This is a genomic window from Vibrio sp. HB236076 (assembly GCF_040957575.1).
In the GTDB taxonomy this organism is placed as follows: Bacteria; Pseudomonadota; Gammaproteobacteria; order Enterobacterales; family Vibrionaceae; genus Vibrio.
Genome location: NZ_CP162601.1, coordinates 1,859,491 through 1,877,206 on the forward strand (window position 1 = coordinate 1,859,491; position 17,716 = coordinate 1,877,206).

Annotated in this window: 16 protein-coding genes; 2 read left to right on the forward strand and 14 right to left on the reverse strand. The window is 46.0% G+C overall.

Translation table 11 applies throughout. The features are described from left to right. Positions 1–2: 2 nt before the first annotated feature. From AB0763_RS08190 to htpX, 5 genes are all read right to left on the reverse strand, one after another. Positions 3–767 carry a DUF1365 domain-containing protein gene (locus AB0763_RS08190; protein ID WP_306100266.1) on the reverse strand — a complete coding sequence of 255 codons (765 nt, stop codon included), beginning with the start codon at positions 765–767 and terminating at the stop codon, positions 3–5. Next, positions 767–2,044 carry an NAD(P)/FAD-dependent oxidoreductase gene (locus AB0763_RS08195; RefSeq protein ID WP_306100267.1) on the reverse strand — a complete coding sequence of 426 codons (1,278 nt, stop codon included), beginning with the start codon at positions 2,042–2,044 and terminating at the stop codon, positions 767–769. The genes AB0763_RS08190 and AB0763_RS08195 overlap by 1 nt, the downstream gene beginning before the upstream one ends. 10 nt (positions 2,045–2,054) lie before the next feature. Beyond that, positions 2,055–2,780 carry an SDR family NAD(P)-dependent oxidoreductase gene (locus tag AB0763_RS08200; protein WP_306100268.1) on the reverse strand — a complete coding sequence of 242 codons (726 nt, stop codon included), beginning with the start codon at positions 2,778–2,780 and terminating at the stop codon, positions 2,055–2,057. Then, positions 2,777–3,196, reverse strand: a complete 420-nt coding sequence (locus tag AB0763_RS08205) for a nuclear transport factor 2 family protein (RefSeq protein WP_306100269.1) — start codon at positions 3,194–3,196, stop codon at positions 2,777–2,779. The genes AB0763_RS08200 and AB0763_RS08205 overlap by 4 nt, the downstream gene beginning before the upstream one ends. 168 nt (positions 3,197–3,364) lie before the next feature. Beyond that, positions 3,365–4,228, reverse strand: a complete 864-nt coding sequence (htpX, locus tag AB0763_RS08210; protein WP_306100270.1) for a protease HtpX — start codon at positions 4,226–4,228, stop codon at positions 3,365–3,367. 423 nt (positions 4,229–4,651) lie between these two features. On the opposite strand from htpX, the gene AB0763_RS08215 reads away from it, so the two are divergent. After that, the gene (locus tag AB0763_RS08215; protein ID WP_306100271.1) at positions 4,652–4,807 is read left to right on the forward strand and encodes a hypothetical protein; all 156 of its coding nucleotides are present in this window, start codon (positions 4,652–4,654) and stop codon (positions 4,805–4,807) included. Between the two features lie 97 nt (positions 4,808–4,904). On the opposite strand, the gene bioD is transcribed toward AB0763_RS08215, so the two are convergent. Genes bioD through bioB form a run of 4 tightly spaced genes read right to left on the reverse strand, consistent with a single transcriptional unit; the run spans position 4,905 to position 8,610 of the window. Continuing rightward, positions 4,905–5,600: a dethiobiotin synthase gene (bioD, locus tag AB0763_RS08220; protein WP_306100272.1), complete on the reverse strand. Its 696-nt coding sequence runs from the start codon at positions 5,598–5,600 to the stop codon at positions 4,905–4,907. Beyond that, positions 5,593–6,405, reverse strand: a complete 813-nt coding sequence (gene bioC, locus AB0763_RS08225) for a malonyl-ACP O-methyltransferase BioC (protein WP_306100273.1) — start codon at positions 6,403–6,405, stop codon at positions 5,593–5,595. The genes bioD and bioC overlap by 8 nt, the downstream gene beginning before the upstream one ends. Before the next feature lie 14 nt (positions 6,406–6,419). Beyond that, complete coding sequence (locus AB0763_RS08230) at positions 6,420–7,571, reverse strand: 8-amino-7-oxononanoate synthase (protein WP_306100274.1); 1,152 nt, start codon at positions 7,569–7,571, stop codon at positions 6,420–6,422. Beyond that, on the reverse strand, positions 7,558–8,610 hold the full coding sequence (bioB, locus tag AB0763_RS08235) for a biotin synthase BioB (RefSeq protein ID WP_306100275.1): 1,053 nt from the start codon (positions 8,608–8,610) through the stop codon (positions 7,558–7,560). The genes AB0763_RS08230 and bioB overlap by 14 nt, the downstream gene beginning before the upstream one ends. A 109-nt stretch (positions 8,611–8,719) precedes the next feature. Between bioB and bioA the strand changes: the two genes are divergently transcribed. Further along, positions 8,720–10,009, forward strand: a complete 1,290-nt coding sequence (gene bioA / locus AB0763_RS08240) for an adenosylmethionine--8-amino-7-oxononanoate transaminase (protein ID WP_306100513.1) — start codon at positions 8,720–8,722, stop codon at positions 10,007–10,009. Positions 10,010–10,088: 79 nt separating this feature from the next. Here bioA and serS read toward each other — a convergent pair whose 3' ends face one another. From serS to lrp, 5 genes are all read right to left on the reverse strand, one after another. Then, positions 10,089–11,396 carry a serine--tRNA ligase gene (serS, locus tag AB0763_RS08245; protein ID WP_306100514.1) on the reverse strand — a complete coding sequence of 436 codons (1,308 nt, stop codon included), beginning with the start codon at positions 11,394–11,396 and terminating at the stop codon, positions 10,089–10,091. Positions 11,397–11,479: 83 nt separating this feature from the next. Continuing rightward, complete coding sequence (locus tag AB0763_RS08250; protein WP_306100276.1) at positions 11,480–12,823, reverse strand: replication-associated recombination protein A; 1,344 nt, start codon at positions 12,821–12,823, stop codon at positions 11,480–11,482. A gap of 3 nt (positions 12,824–12,826) precedes the next feature. Continuing rightward, positions 12,827–13,423: an outer membrane lipoprotein chaperone LolA gene (gene lolA, locus AB0763_RS08255; protein ID WP_306100278.1), complete on the reverse strand. Its 597-nt coding sequence runs from the start codon at positions 13,421–13,423 to the stop codon at positions 12,827–12,829. Between the two features lie 88 nt (positions 13,424–13,511). Continuing rightward, the gene (locus AB0763_RS08260; protein WP_306100279.1) at positions 13,512–16,646 is read right to left on the reverse strand and encodes a DNA translocase FtsK 4TM domain-containing protein; all 3,135 of its coding nucleotides are present in this window, start codon (positions 16,644–16,646) and stop codon (positions 13,512–13,514) included. A 142-nt stretch (positions 16,647–16,788) separates the two neighbouring features. Further along, positions 16,789–17,283, reverse strand: coding sequence for a leucine-responsive transcriptional regulator Lrp (gene lrp / locus AB0763_RS08265; protein ID WP_306100280.1), 495 nt, complete (start codon positions 17,281–17,283; stop codon positions 16,789–16,791). Positions 17,284–17,716 lie beyond the last annotated feature (433 nt).

A 17,716-nucleotide genomic window follows, 5' to 3' on the forward strand; every position in this document is an offset into this window, starting at 1 on the left:
CCCTATGAGTGGTTTTTGTCTTGTTGTTGATGCTTATCCGGGTGATCGTAAATTGGCACCTTTTTGAGCCACAATCTCAGCGCGTGCCAATAGATACCAACAAGCATTTTTAATGCCATTATTGGCGTTCGGACTAGAGCCGCCACCAAGTTAGCGCTGTTAAATGGTTTCGCTTTCATCGTTAATGTGGCATCAAAGTGCTTCTTTTGCTTGTGGCACTCGAGGTGCACAAACAACTGAGAGTCAAGTGGTTTAACCCGCCAATGGTAGTCTTGATCAACAGGATTAAACGGTGACACATGAAAGGCTTTACTATCGCACCACACTTGGTGTGACGCACTGGCAGGCACAGCGTAATAATGGCGCTGATTCCAAGGTGTATTACTCACCTCAGCGAGCACGTAGCGCCATTGCTGATGTTCATCGTACAGATAATAAAAATTGACCGGGCTAAAATAGAACCCGAGATATCGCAGGTGAATCACCGCGACCACCTTGCCCTGACAAAGCTCCCCGGTGAGTTGTTGGACTTTTTGTTGCACGGCTTGCTTTAAACACCCCTCACCGAGGTAATCAGAACGTTTAAATCGCGCCCAGTGCCACCAACGCGTACCAAAAAAAGTGACCGAGGTTTGTAACGACACCAATTCATCCAAATCAATAGCTGGCATAAACAAGGGGTAATTCAGATGATGAGACGTCGGTGTAAACCGCCTGTGCCTCACCTGACCGACCATCAAACGGCTTCGCAATGAAGGACTCGCCATCACGCAACGCCTCGAAGAACACGCGGTAGACCAAGCTCAAACGCTTCAACAATGTCTTCCGCACTACGCACACCATCCTCGTGAAATCCGTTATACCAATAAGCGCCGCAAAACCAAATGCCATTGACGCCATTAATAAGATCGCGTTGCTGTTGTGCCGCTATCGCCGCAGGATTAAAAACCGGATGGTGATAAGTAAAGCGTTTAATAATGGCTTGAGGTTGAATATCAGCAGTGGCATTCAAACTCACGCAATAGGTTTTTTGTGTTTTAAGTCCTTGTAAAATATTCATATTATAAGTTAGTTTAGGCAATTGATTTTGCTCTTTATCACTGCCGTCTAGCCAGTAGTTCCAAGCCGCCCACGCCGCTTTACGCCGGGGTAATAAATTGGTATCTGTATGGAGTACAACTTCGTTGGCTTGATACTGCAACGCCGAAAGGACACGAGTTTCTTGTGAACTGGCATCATTAATCATTGCCAAGGCTTGATCGCTATGACAAGCCATAATCACTTGATCATATGATTGCTTTTCACCTTTTGATTCAACCACAAGGTGATCGCCCTGTCGGTAAACGTTTTGCACCGGTGAATTGAGTTTAATACGGTTGGCAAACCCTTTCGTTAACGCGGGAATGTAGCACCTTGACCCCCCTTTTATCACCGACCACTGAGGACGGTTATTGATGTCCAATAAACCGTGATTAAGGAAAAAGTTAACAAAAAATGGCAGAGGAAATTGCCTCATATCAGCCAGCGAAGAAGACCAAATCGCCGCCCCCATTGGCAAAATGTAATTTTGACAAAAATAATCAGTAAAACCTTGCTGCTGTAGAAAATCCCCTAAGGTCACATCATTGATTGATTCTTGTTGCGCCATCGCCTTCGCCAGGCGGTTAAAGCGCACAATTTCGGCTAAAAATCGATAAAATGTTGGCTTGAATAAATTGCGTTTTTGGGCAAACAGCGTCGTTAAGGTATGCCCATTGTACTCCAGGCCATTAGCTTGATTTTTGACACTAAAACTCATATCGGTTTTTTGGCCTTTTACACCCAATTCATCCAGTAGTCGATTGAACCTGGGATACGTACGGTCATTGTAAACAATAAAACCAGTATCAATCGCCAAAGGTTTACCTGACTCATCGACATCCACAGTCGCGGTGTGACCTCCGATGTAGTGATTGGCTTCATAAACCGTTACATCGTGATTTTTGTGCAAGTGATAAGCACATGTTAAACCAGATATTCCACTTCCAATAATGGCAATTTTCATTCTTTGTCTCTCATTTTTTTATCATTTGTCGGCCTAGCCACTGAGCAACACCATGGGGGAGTAAAGCGAGAAAACGAATTACCCACGTAAGACGCCTTGGAAAATAAATATGGGGTTTCTTACGGCTCAGTTGTTTGATAATAATCTCTGAAGCCCGCTCTCGACTGATGACACCTGGCATGGCAAAGGTATTTTTTTGCGTTAAAGGCGTATCGACAAACCCCGGATAGACCAAGCTCAGATAAATACCTCGCTGCCGGTAAGGAATCGCTAGCGTATTGGCAAAATAATCCACGGCCGCTTTCGATGCTCCGTAGACTTCTGCTCTTGGTAAGGGAATGTGTGAGGCGATTGAGCCGACCACCACCACTTGATGACCGGGTTGAAAGTAACCTTGACAAGCAAACAAACAATGAACAAGACCGTAAAAGTTACAATCCATTACTCGCTTTACGACGGCAAGATCAATGACACCATCTTCTAGGTAAAGACAATCTCCAGCATTGAAAATCCAGCCATCAATACCCTCTGGTAATTGGGCTAATGCGTTGACACACGCGTGTGGATCTGTGATATCAAAACAGAGGGTTTCAATGCCGTTACACTCGGTTTCTAACTCAGTTAATTTTTCTTGATTACGGCCACAAGCAATAACATCCATACCTTGCTGAGCATAATCAAGAACGAGTTGTCGTCCTATCCCTGATGTGGCACCGGTAATCAATATCTTTTTCATTGTGCCAGTCCTTGCTTGACCTTTCGCACCACATGACCTAACAAAGGAATGTGTTCATAAATCATTTCGCCAAGGTCATAGGCGTCTTGCTGTACGATGACTTTGTGATCAGAAAATTGTAGCCATGACATGCCTTCGACCGTAATTTCCTGACCACGACGTAATTTTGGGTGTTGCAAACGCATTGTCCAAACCAAAAAGCCTTGATTTTCCGTTTGTTGAGCATGATGGATGTCAAAACTGCAGCTGATGACATTCTGGTAGAGACTTTCAAAATAGAGTTCTAGCGCTTCCCAGCCTTCTATTTTGTGTACAGGATCTTTAAAAACCACATTCGAGTGATAAATATGACCAAGAAGCGCAATATTGGATTTCGTTAATTCTTGATATGCCTGTACAACGCGTTGTATGTCCATTCAAAATCCTATACAAAAATAAATTGCGTATCAAAATTTATAGTACAAAAAATATGTTTGTACAATATTAATTTGATAAATATGTGGCTTTTATTACGAAGCTAAGATCGGATGGATCAAAAAAAGCTCAGAAATTCTGAGCTTTTAGAGGTAGAACTAAAGAAGGTATTACAATTGACGCAAGGCTTGAATACGTTTGTCAAGCGGAGGGTGACTCATTAAAAGTTCTGTCACTGTCGATTTACCATTAATACCAAAAGCCATCATGGTACCATCTAGGCGGGATTCTTGACTCAATTTCAGTTTTTCTAACGCCGCGATCATTTTGTGCTTACCGACTAACTGTGCAGAACCCGCATCGGCAAAATATTCGCGCCGACGGCTGTACCACATCGTAATGAAGCTGGCCAAAAAGCCAAACACCAACTCGAGGACCATAGAAACACCAAAGTACACCATCCAGTTGCTGCCTTCACCTTCTTCGTTATCATTATTCGCGACAATATTGGCAATAAATCGCGATAAGAAAATGACAAAGGTATTAACGACCCCTTGCATCAAAGTCATGGTCACCATATCACCGTTGGCAATGTGACTGACTTCATGGGCCAAAACGGCTTCTGCTTCATCGCGGCTCATGTTGTGCAGCAAACCCGTAGACACGGCAACCAAAGCATCATCGCGCTTAGCGCCGGTGGCAAAGGCATTAATGTCAGGGGCATCATAAATGGCAACGTCGGGCATACCAATACCCGCCTTTTGGGCTTGTTGGGAGACCGTTTGTACAAGCCAGTGTTCTGTTTCATTGCGCGGGCTTTCAATCACGACAGCGCCAACTGACCGTATCGCCATTCCCTTTGACATCATAAGAGAAATAAAAGAGCCGCCAAAACCAAACAGCGCGGCCATGACTAATAACCCTGATAAACTGCCAGGTTGAAGGCCTGTAAATGCGTAGACTAAGTTAAGAACAACACTTAACACCAGAACTACGGCTAAGTTTGTGGCGAGAAATAACACGACACGTTTCATTGCTTTTCCTCATAGAAAATCATGTTTAAACAAGCACTCACTATGTTGTGAAGCTTCCTGACTACATAGATATGATCAAACAGATAAAAAAACAAGTCTAAGCAATAATTTGCAACACATATTTACCTATTTCTGTTCCTTGACTCCCCGTATATGCCCCGCGACTCAAGCGATGACCATCGCAATCAATGATGGCGTCAATGGCTATGTCTTCACAACGTGGTTAACCCCAAAGGACTGCTATCCGCCCAAGTCTTACGGTAATCAATCAAACCGTCACTGTAATATGAAACTTTTCACTTACTTTTCGTGTTGATGAGTAGAAGGTCACAAAATAGATAAGATTCGACTTTGGTGGTATAGATTGTAATAAAAAAGATGATAGTTTGTTAACCAATACCTTCTAGGAATGAGGATAAAAAAATGTCAGAAGCTAAAGATTATCAAATGGCCATTGATTTGTTGTGTTGTCATTTAGGCTTATCAGAAGAAGAAGCCAAGCATCAACTCGGTCTCAACCCTGAAACGCTCAATGGCCTCTCTCCTGAGTTGAGTGAACATTTGGCCGATGATATTTAACTGGCCAGGTATATCAAGTTCTCCTGATGATCTGCCACTTGCACGCCGAATAAGCGGCAGATCATCTTAACACCGATAAGCTCCTTGCTCTTGGCATTTATTTCATGTAACGGCCAACTAAAGGCGCCAAATTATCAATGTAAGGCGACAAGTCTGCTCTTTTTTCCCTGCTCAAATAAGGTATCTCACCCAGTTTAGGGGCTTTCATTGTCCGCTCAAGATACTGAAGGTTTTCTTGGTAATACTCTGAACCAGGGTTAATTCGGTTCGCAATCCAACCGGCAAGGGTTAACCCCTGTGCCAAAATCGCTTGCTGTGTCAGTAATGCGTGATTCAAACAGCCAAGCTGAACACCAACTACTAACACCACCGGCAATTTGACCTCTGCCACCCAGTCTGAGAAACAATATGAATCGTTGAGCGGGACATGCCACCCACCCGCGCCCTCGACCAATACCCAATCGGCTTTTTCAGATAACGTCTGTAACCCCTGTGTTAACCGCTGAAGTTCGATAACCTCTTGCGCTCTATGAGCTGAAATATGCGGTGATGCGGGTATCTCAAGCGCGTAAGGGTTTACCTCATGGTAGGGTAAGCGGCACGTCGAGTGGCGCTGTAAAGACAGTGCATCATCATTGAGGTAGCCTTGCTCACTCTTGTCACATCCCGCCGCCACAGGTTTGTAACCACATGTTGTCCACCCTTGGGCGGCTAAAGCTTGCAACAAGGCTTGAGAAGCCACCGTTTTGCCAACTTCAGTATTGGTACCAGTGACAAAAAAAGCATTATTCATTGTAAAAACTCCCAATCCCCACTTGATAAGTGACATTCAACCCCGAGTTTGACGAACAAAGCTGCGCAAATGCACGTTCGAGCCCTGACAAGGTCTTACGGTTTAAATTTTGATGTTGACGCTGTTCAACGTACGTTGCACCAATGCCTTTTAAATCGCGCAGTAAATCAACAACACGCTCGTAATCTAATTGCACATTCTCTAACCTTAAACGGGATTGTCCTGTCGCAACTTGCGCCATCGCAATATTGACTTGATTAAAGCTCAAAAAGCGATTGATATTGGGAGCTAAACCGGCACGGCAATACGCTTGGCGTAACTCAGAAAGGGATCCTGCCAGCAAGGTCGAAAAATGCGCTTGCCCATTTGGCTTGAGGATTCGCTGAATTTCAGCCAGCGAAGTCGAAAGCGGCTGACACCATTGCAACGCCAAGTTTGAGACGACAAAGTCAGCACTTTGGTTGACTAAAGGTAAAAAGGCCGCATCGGCGACCAAGTAGTCCACTTGCCTTTCACCACACCTAAGTTTTGCCTGTTGATGCATTGATATCGACAAATCGACACACGTTACTCGAGCGCCTCTCGCCATACATTGCTTGGCCATATAACCGGTGCCGGAGCCAATATCAACAACGTGTTTTCCAACTAAGCTCTGTGGAAGTAACGTCATGACTGTCGCCCCAACTTGACGCTGAAAGTGAGCATGGCGGTCGTAATGAGCAGCGGCGCGACTGAAGCAATGAGCAATTGATTGTTGCCGCTTATCAGTGCGCCCTTCTGTGTTCATTGTTTTTGAAGGTTTCATTCTCATCTCTGTACTTAATGATGCAGTTTTAGGCATGACACCAACGCCATTACCTGCTCACGAGTGTGATTGGCGGTAAGGGTAATGCGCAAGCGACCACCATTAGGGGGAACGGTTGGCGGACGGATGGCACTGACCCATAAACCGTGTTGTTGCAACCGGCTGACAATGGCTTGTAATCGGTTGAGGTCTGGAATTAAAAAGGGTTTGATCGCCGATTCAGTATGCACATACCCCGCCTCATTGTTTAGGTGTTGATCATAAAGATGGCACAAGGCACGCAACTTATCTCGCCGCCAATCTTGGCTTTTGATCAACGCAAGCGCATGGGTAAGCGTATAAGCCTGAGCAGGTGGTAGTGCCGTTGAGTACACATGGTGTTTGGCAAATTGCACAAGGTAATCACCGTAAGTACGGTCGCAAAGAATGGCCGCCCCTGATAAACCAAACGCTTTGCCAAAGGTGACCACCAAAAAGTCGGCTCGCACCCCCATGTCATGGCTACTGCCTTTGCCCTGCTCACCGACAACACCAATACCGTGTGCATCGTCAATCACAGTGACAACCTCATCATAGGCCTGTCGTTGCCGTTCAATGTCAACCAGCGGGGCGCGATCGCCATCCATACTAAACACGCCTTCAGTGATTAATAAAGTCGGTGCTGGCGCGGTTTTATCCAGTAATAGAGCGAGGTGCTTAGTATCATTATGACGAAAACGCAGTGTCTTGGCTGGCGTGGCTAAAGAGGCTTCTATCAAAGAAGCGTGATTGAGTTTATCTTGCAGACATACATCACCGCGCCGCAACAACGTCATTAATAACGCCTGATTCGCACTAAAGCCTGAATTGAACAACACCGCTGAGTCATAGCCAAGCCAATCACACAATTGCTCACTTAACTCTTGATGCGCAGGGCTATAACCGGTGACGATTGGCGAGGCGGCACTACCACAACCGTACAAAGTCAAGCCTTGTTGCCAAGCTCTGACTAGGGCCGCTTCATTGGCCAGCCCCAAGTAATCATTACTCGAAAAATTGATGTAGCGCTGACCGCCCTGCTCTAAAATGACTTGATTGCCCGCGAGTTTTGCGACTAATTGTCGTGTCAATCCTTGTTCTGAACGCTTAGCCAATTGTTCAATGATTCGAGTTTTAAAGTGTGGCATCGTAAAATAAATCGTCAGGGCTAGGCTCAGGTTGTGACTGTTGAGCAATTTTTGTCAATAGGAGCTCAGTTTGTATTTGGTCGGGCTTATCACTCACGTGTTGTCGATTGATCCCTAAACGATTAAACAATTGTAAGTCTTTATCTTCACTAGGGTTCGGAGTGGTCAGTAACTTACAACCATAGAAGATTGAATTCGCCCCTGCTAGGAAACACAACGCCTGCATTTCTTCACTCATGGTTTCTCGGCCAGCGGAGAGGCGAACAGCCGATTGTGGCATCATGATCCTCGCCATGGCAATGAGACGAATAAAGTCAAAACTGTCGACATCTTCAGCATCTTCAAGTGGTGTTCCTTTGACTTTAACCAACATATTAATGGGTACACTTTCTGGCTGTGGCGATAAGTTGGCCAACTCGAGTAACAAGCCTTGACGGTCTCGAGTACTTTCTCCCATGCCGATAATACCGCCAGAGCAGATTTTCATCCCCGCTTCACGAACGTGGCCCAAAGTGTCTAAACGGTCTTGATAGCTGCGAGTGGTAATAATGTTGCCGTAGTACTCAGCCGAAGTATCTAAGTTATGATTGTAATAATCTAAACCGGCTTGAGACAATTGCTGCGCTTGATCAGTACTCAACATCCCAAGTGTCATGCAAGTCTCCATGCCCATGTCTTTCACACCTTGGATCATTTTTACCAAATATGGCATATCGCGCTGCTTGGGGTTTTTCCAGGCCGCTCCCATGCAAAAACGCGTTGAACCCGCCTGTTTTGCTTTTTTGGCCGACGCCAGAACCGCCTCTACCTCCATCAACTTTTCTTTTTCGATCCCGGTATGGTAACGAGCACTTTGCGGGCAATACTTGCAGTCTTCAGGGCAAGCCCCGGTCTTAATCGATAGCAAAGTGCTAACTTGAACTTGGTTGGCTAGGTGGTGTTGTCGATGAACTTGCTGCGCTTCAAACAACAAATCCATAAAAGGCATCGTCATCATGGCGTCGACCTGTTGATAGGTCCATTTTGGGTTATTTTTCACACTGCCCTCTGTATCTTTGTTATTTCTACTTGGTCAGTCTACCTTTGTTCGCTACACTGTCAACACAATTTATAATTAATGGTTTACAACAAGACATATCATGAGCAACATTGATTTAAGCTTTGATCAACAGCATATTTGGCACCCCTATACCTCAACCCTCGACCCACTGCCGTGTTACCCCGTTACCCGTGCGCATGGCGTGTATCTAACGTTGGAAAATGGCCAACAACTGATCGATGGAATGTCTTCCTGGTGGGCCGTGATTCATGGCTACAATCACCCCGAACTCAACCGTGCGCTTCATCAGCAAATCGATCAGATGGCTCATGTCATGTTTGGTGGGTTAACTCACCAACCTGCCGTAGACTTGTGCAAACAATTACTTCACCTTGCTCCTAACAATTTAGATAAAGTCTTTTTATCCGATTCTGGCTCAGTCGCCGTCGAAGTCAGTTTGAAAATGGCGTTACAGTACTGGCAAAGCAAGGGGCAACCAAGACATCAGTTCTTAACCCTAAGACACGGTTATCACGGTGACACTTTTGCGGCTATGTCGGTGACCGATCCCGATAATTCAATGCATCATATCTACAAAGGTTTTCTTCCTGAGCACCGCTTTGTTTCGTCACCAAATACGGCATTTGATGCGGTTTGGAATGACAGTGATGGCGATGAAATCGAACAACAATTTGCCCTACATCACCGCGATATTGCTGCGGTGATTATTGAGCCAATTGTTCAAGGGGCAGGAGGAATGCGCTTTTATCACCCACACTATTTACGCAAAGTGCGTGAGTTGTGTGACCATTATCAGCTCTTGTTGATCGCCGATGAAATTGCGACTGGTTTTGGACGTACTGGCAAACTGTTCGCCTGCCAACACGCCGATATCGAACCCGATATTCTTTGTTTAGGCAAAGCACTGACCGGAGGCTACATGTCGATGGCCGCCACGTTAACAACCAAAGCAGTCGCCGATACGCTGTGCAGTGGTGAAGCTGGTTGTTTTATGCATGGCCCCACCTTTATGGCGAACCCATTGGCTTGTCGCGTTGCCAGTGCGAGCCTTTCTTTGATTCAAGAAGGCAAATGGCAACAACAAGTCCAAAACATTGAGCGCTTTTTTAAACACCACTGGCCAAGATTACAACAAAGTGAACGAGTTAAGTCCGTAAGGTGTTTAGGGGCAATTGCAGTGGTCGAAACACACCAGCGAGTCGACCTGGCTAAAATACAACAACACTTTGTCAATTGCGGTGTTTGGATAAGGCCCTTTGGTCGCTTGATTTATATCATGCCGCCCTATTGTATTGAACCAGACCAATTAATGACTCTGTATCACGCTATTGAAAGCGCATTGGATCACCCTGAATTCTTTATCGGCGATACGCAATAGTCGGTTTATTTAAGATAAAAAAAAGCGAAGGTATTCCCTTCGCTTATTAATTTGTTATCGGATGATTTTAAATCAACGCTTAACCAATGTGAGTAAGACCACCCATGTATTTGTGTAATACTTGTGGGATTTCAATACGCCCATCAGCTTGTTGGTTGTTTTCAAGGATAGCGACCATAGTTCGACCCACGGCCAAACCAGAACCATTGAGAGTATGGACAAGTTCAGGCTTCTTCTCGCCTTTACGACGGAAACGGGCTTGCATACGACGTGCTTGAAAATCCCACATGTTAGAACATGAAGAAATCTCGCGATAGGTTTTTTGCGCCGGAACCCAAACTTCCAAATCATACGTTTTACAAGCACCAAAGCCCATATCACCGGTACACAAAATGACTTTTCGATACGGCAACTCCAGTAATTGAAGCACTTTTTCTGCGTGTGAAGTCAATGACTCAAGCGCGTCCATAGACTCTTCTGGCTTCGTGATTTGAACGAGTTCCACCTTGTCAAACTGGTGCATACGAATCAAACCTCGAGTATCCCGGCCGTAAGAGCCCGCTTCTGAACGGAAACACGGTGTGTGAGCCGTCATTTTGATCGGCAAATCCGCTTCGTCACTGATGGTATCGCGCACTAAGTTGGTCAACGGAACCTCAGCCGTCGGGATCAAGGAAAGCTTACGTGGCTCCTCGTCGTTAACTTTTTCGATCAATGGTTCAGTGTGAAACAGGTCTTTGCCAAATTTTGGTAATTGACCCGTGCCATACAAACTATCAGCATTAACCAAGTAAGGCACGTACATCTCTGTATAGCCGTGCTCGTCCGTGTGTAGGTCTAACATAAATTGAGCAATAGCACGGTGCAAACGGGCAAATTGTCCCTTCATCACGATAAAACGCGCACCAGTGATTTTGGTTGCACTTGCAAAGTCCAACCCATCGCCCATTTCGCCAAGATCAACGTGATCTTTGACTTCAAAATCGTATTCTTTAGGCTCACCCCAACGTGCAACTTCAACATTATCGTTTTCATCACGACCCGCTGGTACATCGTCTGCTGGCAAGTTGGGCACAGAAAGGACAATGCTTTCAAGTTGAGTTTGAATTTCGGCTAATTGCGCTTTTTTAGCTTCGAGATCAGCGCCTAGGTTACCAATCTTTTGTTTAATAGCCTCTGCGCCTTCTTTGTCGCCTGCTGCCATCTTCTGCCCAATTTCTTTGGAAATAGCATTGCGAGTGGACTGTAGATTCTCAACTTCAACTTGAATAGATTTTCGTTTTTCTTCCAATTGACTGATGGTGTCAACATCGAGGTCAAAACCTCGTCGTGCCAATTTTTGCGCCGTTTCATCCAGCTCTGTACGAAGTAATTTAGAATCCAGCATCATTAATCCTATGCTTTGGTAATATGAAGTGAGGGTCAGTGAGCACACTGACGATGAGATCGTTCAAAGATAACCAAAAGTGGCTATTTTTCATAGCGCTTTTGTGGGCTTTTTGTATTTAAACTCGCCAAGTAATCCAATTTTTGTTGAATTTTCCCCTCGAGGCCGCGCTCTGTGGGATGATAATAACGGGTCTGAGCCATCTGCGGTGGAAAGTAACACTCACCCGCCGCGTAAGCGCCTGGTTCATCATGGGCATAGCGATAACTCTCACCATAGCCCATGTCTTTCATTAATTTGGTCGGTGCATTTCGCAGATGTTCTGGGACGTCAAAATCCGGTAAGTTTTGTGCATCGCTAAGCGCTTGCTTCCAAGCGACATACACAGCGTTGCTCTTTGGCGCGCAAGCCAAATACACGATCGCTTGTGCTATGGCTCTTTCACCTTCAGCCGGCCCGACACGAGTAAAACAATCCCAGGCATTCAACGCGACTTCCATAGCCCTTGGATCTGCATTACCAATGTCTTCAGAAGCAATCGCCAATAAGCGACGAGCGATGTAAAGCGGATCGCAACCCGCGCTTATCATGCGCGCAGCCCAATACAAAGCCGCATCTGGATCGGAACCGCGAATCGATTTGTGAACGGCAGAGATCAAGTCGTACCAAGCATCGCCTTTGTTGTCGAAACGAGCACTTTTTTCTACTCTCACCTGGGCTAATAAATCAAGAGACAGTTGTTTCCGGCCTTGCTTTTCCTCAGCGAAGTCATACATCATTTCAAGGTAATTAAGTGCCATACGCGCGTCACCTTGTACTAAATTAGCCAAGTTTTCTAGCACGCCACTTTCACAATCCGCCTCTATTTTACCCAAACCGCGTTGAGGATCGGTCATCGCTTGTTGCAAGGCATGATGTATATCTTGTTGCTCCAATGACGTAAGTTTGTAGACTCGGGCACGAGACAACAATGCATTATTGAGCTCAAATGATGGGTTTTCTGTCGTCGCACCAATAAAAGTGACCGTGCCATCTTCAATATGCGGTAAAAACGCATCTTGCTGAGACTTGTTAAATCGATGAACTTCATCCACAAACAAAATGGTTTTTTGTCCGACACTGGCATTGTGTTTGGCATTATCAATGGCTTGACGAATGTCTTTTACCCCAGAGGTCACGGCGGACACTCGCTCAACCTGAGCATTGGCGTATTGTGCGGCTAATTCCGCCAATGAGGTTTTCCCTGTGCCAGGTGGCCCCCACAAAATCATCGAGTGCAGATGACCTTCTTCAAGCGCTCGGCGCAGTGGTTTTCCCTTGGCGAGAATATGACGCTGACCGACATAGTGTTCGATACGCTGTGGTCTCATCCTCGCGGCAAGTGGGCGATGGTCTGCCTGGCCAAAGTCTAAACTTAAGTTACTCAAGAATTACTGCCTCTGATCGTCAATATCAACCCCTTTCGGCACGTTAAAGTTGTATCGCGATGTATCCTGGTAGCCATTATTAAACTGTGAAAAGTCAAACGTACTGGTCTGGCCATCTTGTTCAATCACTTTAAACTGATCCACCAGTCCTTTCGCACTAATGGTGATTTGATATTGACTGCCCGATTGAGATTTCTCTTTAGAAACCAAAGTAAAAGTGTCTTGCTTTTGTGAGACCTGGTACTGCTGCCAATCACTGTCTTGATTGCGCGTCAACAAAATAAATGGCGTTTGCGCGGTCGCTTGATCAGGGTTATACAAGGTCACCTGCTCAACAAAAGGACTGTAGTACCACAAGGTCTTACCATTAGAGACGAGCACTGTCTCGTCAGGGCTTTGAGTATGCCAGCGAAAAAGACTCGGTCTTGCCACATCCACTTCGCCTTCCCCTTGCATTATGACATCGCCTTCCGGGCTGATAACTTGTTGGTCAAAGTGAGCACTAAATCCCTCAGTACTGGATAAACGCTTACTGAGCTCTTGCTGAGGATTGGCTAATGCACTGGTACTCACTAGCAACAACAACCACCATTTTTTCATAGTTTACCTTTTGTTTTCTATTAAATATTGGGTGACTTATTGATAGACATTTTTGGCTACCAAGGGTTCAATAGCACGCCGTTTCTCATTATTCAACCGGAGGGGGAGCCAACACTTCGCGGTTGCCGTTGTGACCAGGTGGGCTGACAATCCCTTGAGCTTCGAGCTGCTCAACAATGCGGGCTGCTCGGTTATAACCAATTTTGAAACGCCGCTGCACACCAGAAACCGAACCACGGCGGGATTGAACCACGTGCTCAACCACCTGATCAAACAGAGGATCAACGTCTTCATCGACCGTTTGCTCACCAGGTAACAAGGCTTCTGGTCCTTGATCACCACTGATGATTTCTTCAATGTAATTCGGCTTGCCGCGCGCTTTCCAGTTATTGACCACGGCGTGAACATCATCATCGGAAGCAAAAGCACCGTGAACACGAACGGTATGACTAGAGCCCGGTGGTAAATACAACATGTCCCCCATCCCCAACAGGGATTCCGCACCGCCTTGATCGAGAATAGTGCGTGAATCGGTTTTGGTAGATACCGTAAACGCCACTCTAGTCGGAATATTGGCTTTGATGAGACCAGTGATCACATCCACAGACGGTCTCTGTGTCGCCAGTACTAAGTGAATTCCCGCTGCACGCGCTTTTTGTGCTAAGCGAGCAATGAGTTCCTCTACTTTTTTACCCACCACCATCATCAAATCGGCAAACTCATCGACAATCACAACAATGTAAGGCAGCTTTTCTAGCAATGGCGCTTCTGTATCCATACTGTCGCCCTCTTTCCACAGAGGATCGTGGATAGGATGCCCCGCTTCAGCGGCCATCTTGAGTTTTTCATTAAACCCTTTCACGTTACGCACGCCTAACGCTGACATTAATTTATAGCGACGCTCCATCTCACCAACACACCAACGCAATGCATTGCCTGCGTCTTTCATATCCGTAACGACCTCGGATAACAAGTGAGGGATCCCTTCGTATACCGACAATTCCAGCATTTTCGGGTCGATCATAATAAATCGCACATCTTCAGGAGTCGATTTATACAAGATGCTTAAAATCATCACATTGACACCGACAGACTTACCTGAGCCTGTGGTACCCGCGACAAGCACGTGAGGCATTTTCGCTAAATCGGCTATAACCGCTTCACCGGCAATATCTTGACCGAGTACCACTGTGGTCGGTGAACTCGCTTTGGTGAACCTGTCACTGCTAACCACATCTGACAAGTAAACCGTTTCACGGGTCACATTGGGTAGCTCCAAACCAACATAGGGCTTGCCAGGGATCACTTCAACGACTCGCACAGCCATCGCTGACAAAGAGCGAGCCAAATCCGACGATAAGCTGGAAATGCGACTTGCTTTTACCCCGGGGGCTAAATCAAGTTCAAAACGGGTGATCACAGGACCTGGGAAAATTCCCACGACTTGGGCTTTGATCTTATAATCAGCCAATTTGGACTCAACTAACTTGGCAATGCCTTCGAGTGCCTGTTTATCGACAAAGTTATCTCGCTTTTCGGGATGATACAATAAGTCCAACGTTGGTAACGGCTCTTCAGGCACCGGCAAGTTTGGCTCATCTTGTACCAGAAACGGATTTTGCTCCGCCGCTTTTTTCTCTTGTGCCTCGGCAACGATCGATTGAAATGCCGCCAGGTCTTTATCCTCAACGCTCGCTTCACGTTCAGGCTCTGGAGATTGGCTCACAGCCCGGTTGACTTGTGGTGACGAGCTCGCCGGAGTCGCTGTACTGTCAGAGCGACTTGTGTCTGTTGGCATGGAAGGCGCTGTCGGTAATACCGGCGCACTTAACTCAGTCGACTCCTCTGGTTCATAATCTGAGATCGGCTCATGACTCAATGATGAATCCGTGACGCGGTGCGATTGCGCCAATTGAGATGGACCGTCAGAGCCCAAAGTATCGTCGAGCTGGTGTTCTGACACACTGTCGTTTTCGTTGTCATACTCTTGACTCTCTTCTTGCCCTACCTCTTGAGTTGCATTTAACTCCTCAGGAGTAAACGATTGAGGTACTTTACGCGATGGGGACGATGACGCCTCAGGAGTCAGTGACTCGGACGTCGCATCAAATCGTGGCTCTTTTGCCAAGTCTTGCTCAAGGCTTGCCCAGTCGATGTCATCGCTCAGGCTTGGCCCTTGATACTCGATCTCATCATCGAAAAATTCAGACGGCTGTTCACTTCGGCTATGACTGGGCTTATGGCTAAAGACCGGGGTTAAGGACTCCTCTTGCCAATCTTGTGTTTCGACACGAGAAGCGGTGATTAAGTCTGACTCATGAGAGCTAGGGTTAGAATCGCTTGATCGATTTTGGCTCTCGGCAGAAGATGGCATATGAATGGTATAGCCAGAATTTTCCGTTTGTTGTGCCGGGCTTTCATCGGCAGAATAAACGGACCGAGAAGACATTTCAGCCGTGACATCGGGGCCGTCGAGCAAAGGATCGCGTAAAGGAAAGTCTTCAGCTTCCCCTAGCCTGGTCTCTTGATCAATCTGATCGGCCTCATAGGGTTGTGGGGTTAAATGTTCATCGCGTTGGCCACGTAATCTATTGAGTAAGGCCGTTGAGCGAGTAATCGCCCAATCGCCCAGTTTTTCAACAATCGTCAACCAGGAAATACCGGTGAGTAGCGTAAACCCAGCCCCCCATAGAAACAACAGCATTAACGTCGTACCGAGTACATTCAACGTTGGCAAAGACAAATTCGTTAAAACATCGCCAACGACGCCGCCCGATGAGAAATACCAGATATCATCAAAATTCATATCCGCGAGGCCGCAACTGGTCAGTATGAGTACGAAGACACCTAACAACCGTGTCCCCCACAACATAAAGTCGATCTCATCTTCTTCACTTCGTTTGCGAAAGGCAATCCACGCACCGGCTATCAAGAGCACGGGAATCAAATAGGCTAGTAACCCAAAGACAAAAAACAAGGTATCCGCTACCCAAGCTCCGAGCATACCTCCGGCGTTATGCATTTTTCCGCCCCAAGAGGTTTGTGACCAAGAGGGATCGGCTGGATTGAACGTAATGAGAGAAATCGCCAGTAACACTGAGCCCAACACACCAATGATGAGACAGCATTCTTTTAATCGTTCAAACCCATCAAGACGAGCTGTCGCGATACGTTCACCGGTTTTAATTATCGTTTGTACTTTTTCTGCGCTCTGTTTGAACATATCTTTGTTGAATCTTCTTGCGTTAGAAACAATCCGAGCGGCTGCAAGCCGCTCGACGTTTCATTGATTTAACCACATCGTTGTCAAAAACCCAATCTACTCTAGGTCAAAGCGCAAACATCCTCACTTTATTGACAGTAAATTAACGTGTTTTGATAACTAAATGATTGGTTTGTTTTACTTCTTCCATTACTACGTACGTTCTAGTGTCATTGACGCCAGGCAAACGAAGTAAGGTATCACCCAATAATCGGCGGTACGCACTCATGTCAGACACCCGTGTTTTCAACAGATAATCAAAGTCACCAGAAACGAGGTGGCACTCTTGAATATCATCGAGTTTTTGTACCGCAGTATTAAATTGCTCAAACACATCAGGGGCGCCGCGGTTTAACGTAATTTCAACAAACACGAGTAAAGAAGCATCAAGGTATTGAGGGTTGAGCAATGCAGTATAACCACTGATATACCCTTGACGCTCGAGACGACGGACTCGCTCTAAACAGGGTGTCGGAGACAAACCGACACGCTTAGACAGTTCGACATTTGAAATTCGACCGTCTTTTTGTAATTCATTGAGAATATTACGGTCAATGCGGTCTAAATCTTTGGACGGCTTTTTTTCATTTTCTGCCATTTTTATTCCACCTTTTACTTCCTTGCAAATAGAAATATCCGTACCGACACGATACGTAATATTTAATCGAATGATGCAGCTTGTCTTTTTGATAACAACTGCAACTAACGTGACTCCAACAACACAGGTTGAAAATGACAACACACAAGACAAGGGCACGGAAATCGGCTCTTTGATGTCATTCCTATCTAAAGCCCACTTCGAACCTCTATCGAGAATAGCGATAAGCCGTTTAACCACTCAAGTGAAGAGCAAGACTAGCAAGCAGTGGTTTACCTCAAAGGATCGGGTGTTTTCTGCGCTATTATCACGTTTTGAGCGTGATATCACGATTGAGTTGACTTCGTCTCAAAATACCAAAGTGACTCCAGCCCAAACAATGGGACCTTGTATCAGGGTTTCCATTCCCCTAACTCATCAGCTAAAGATTGAA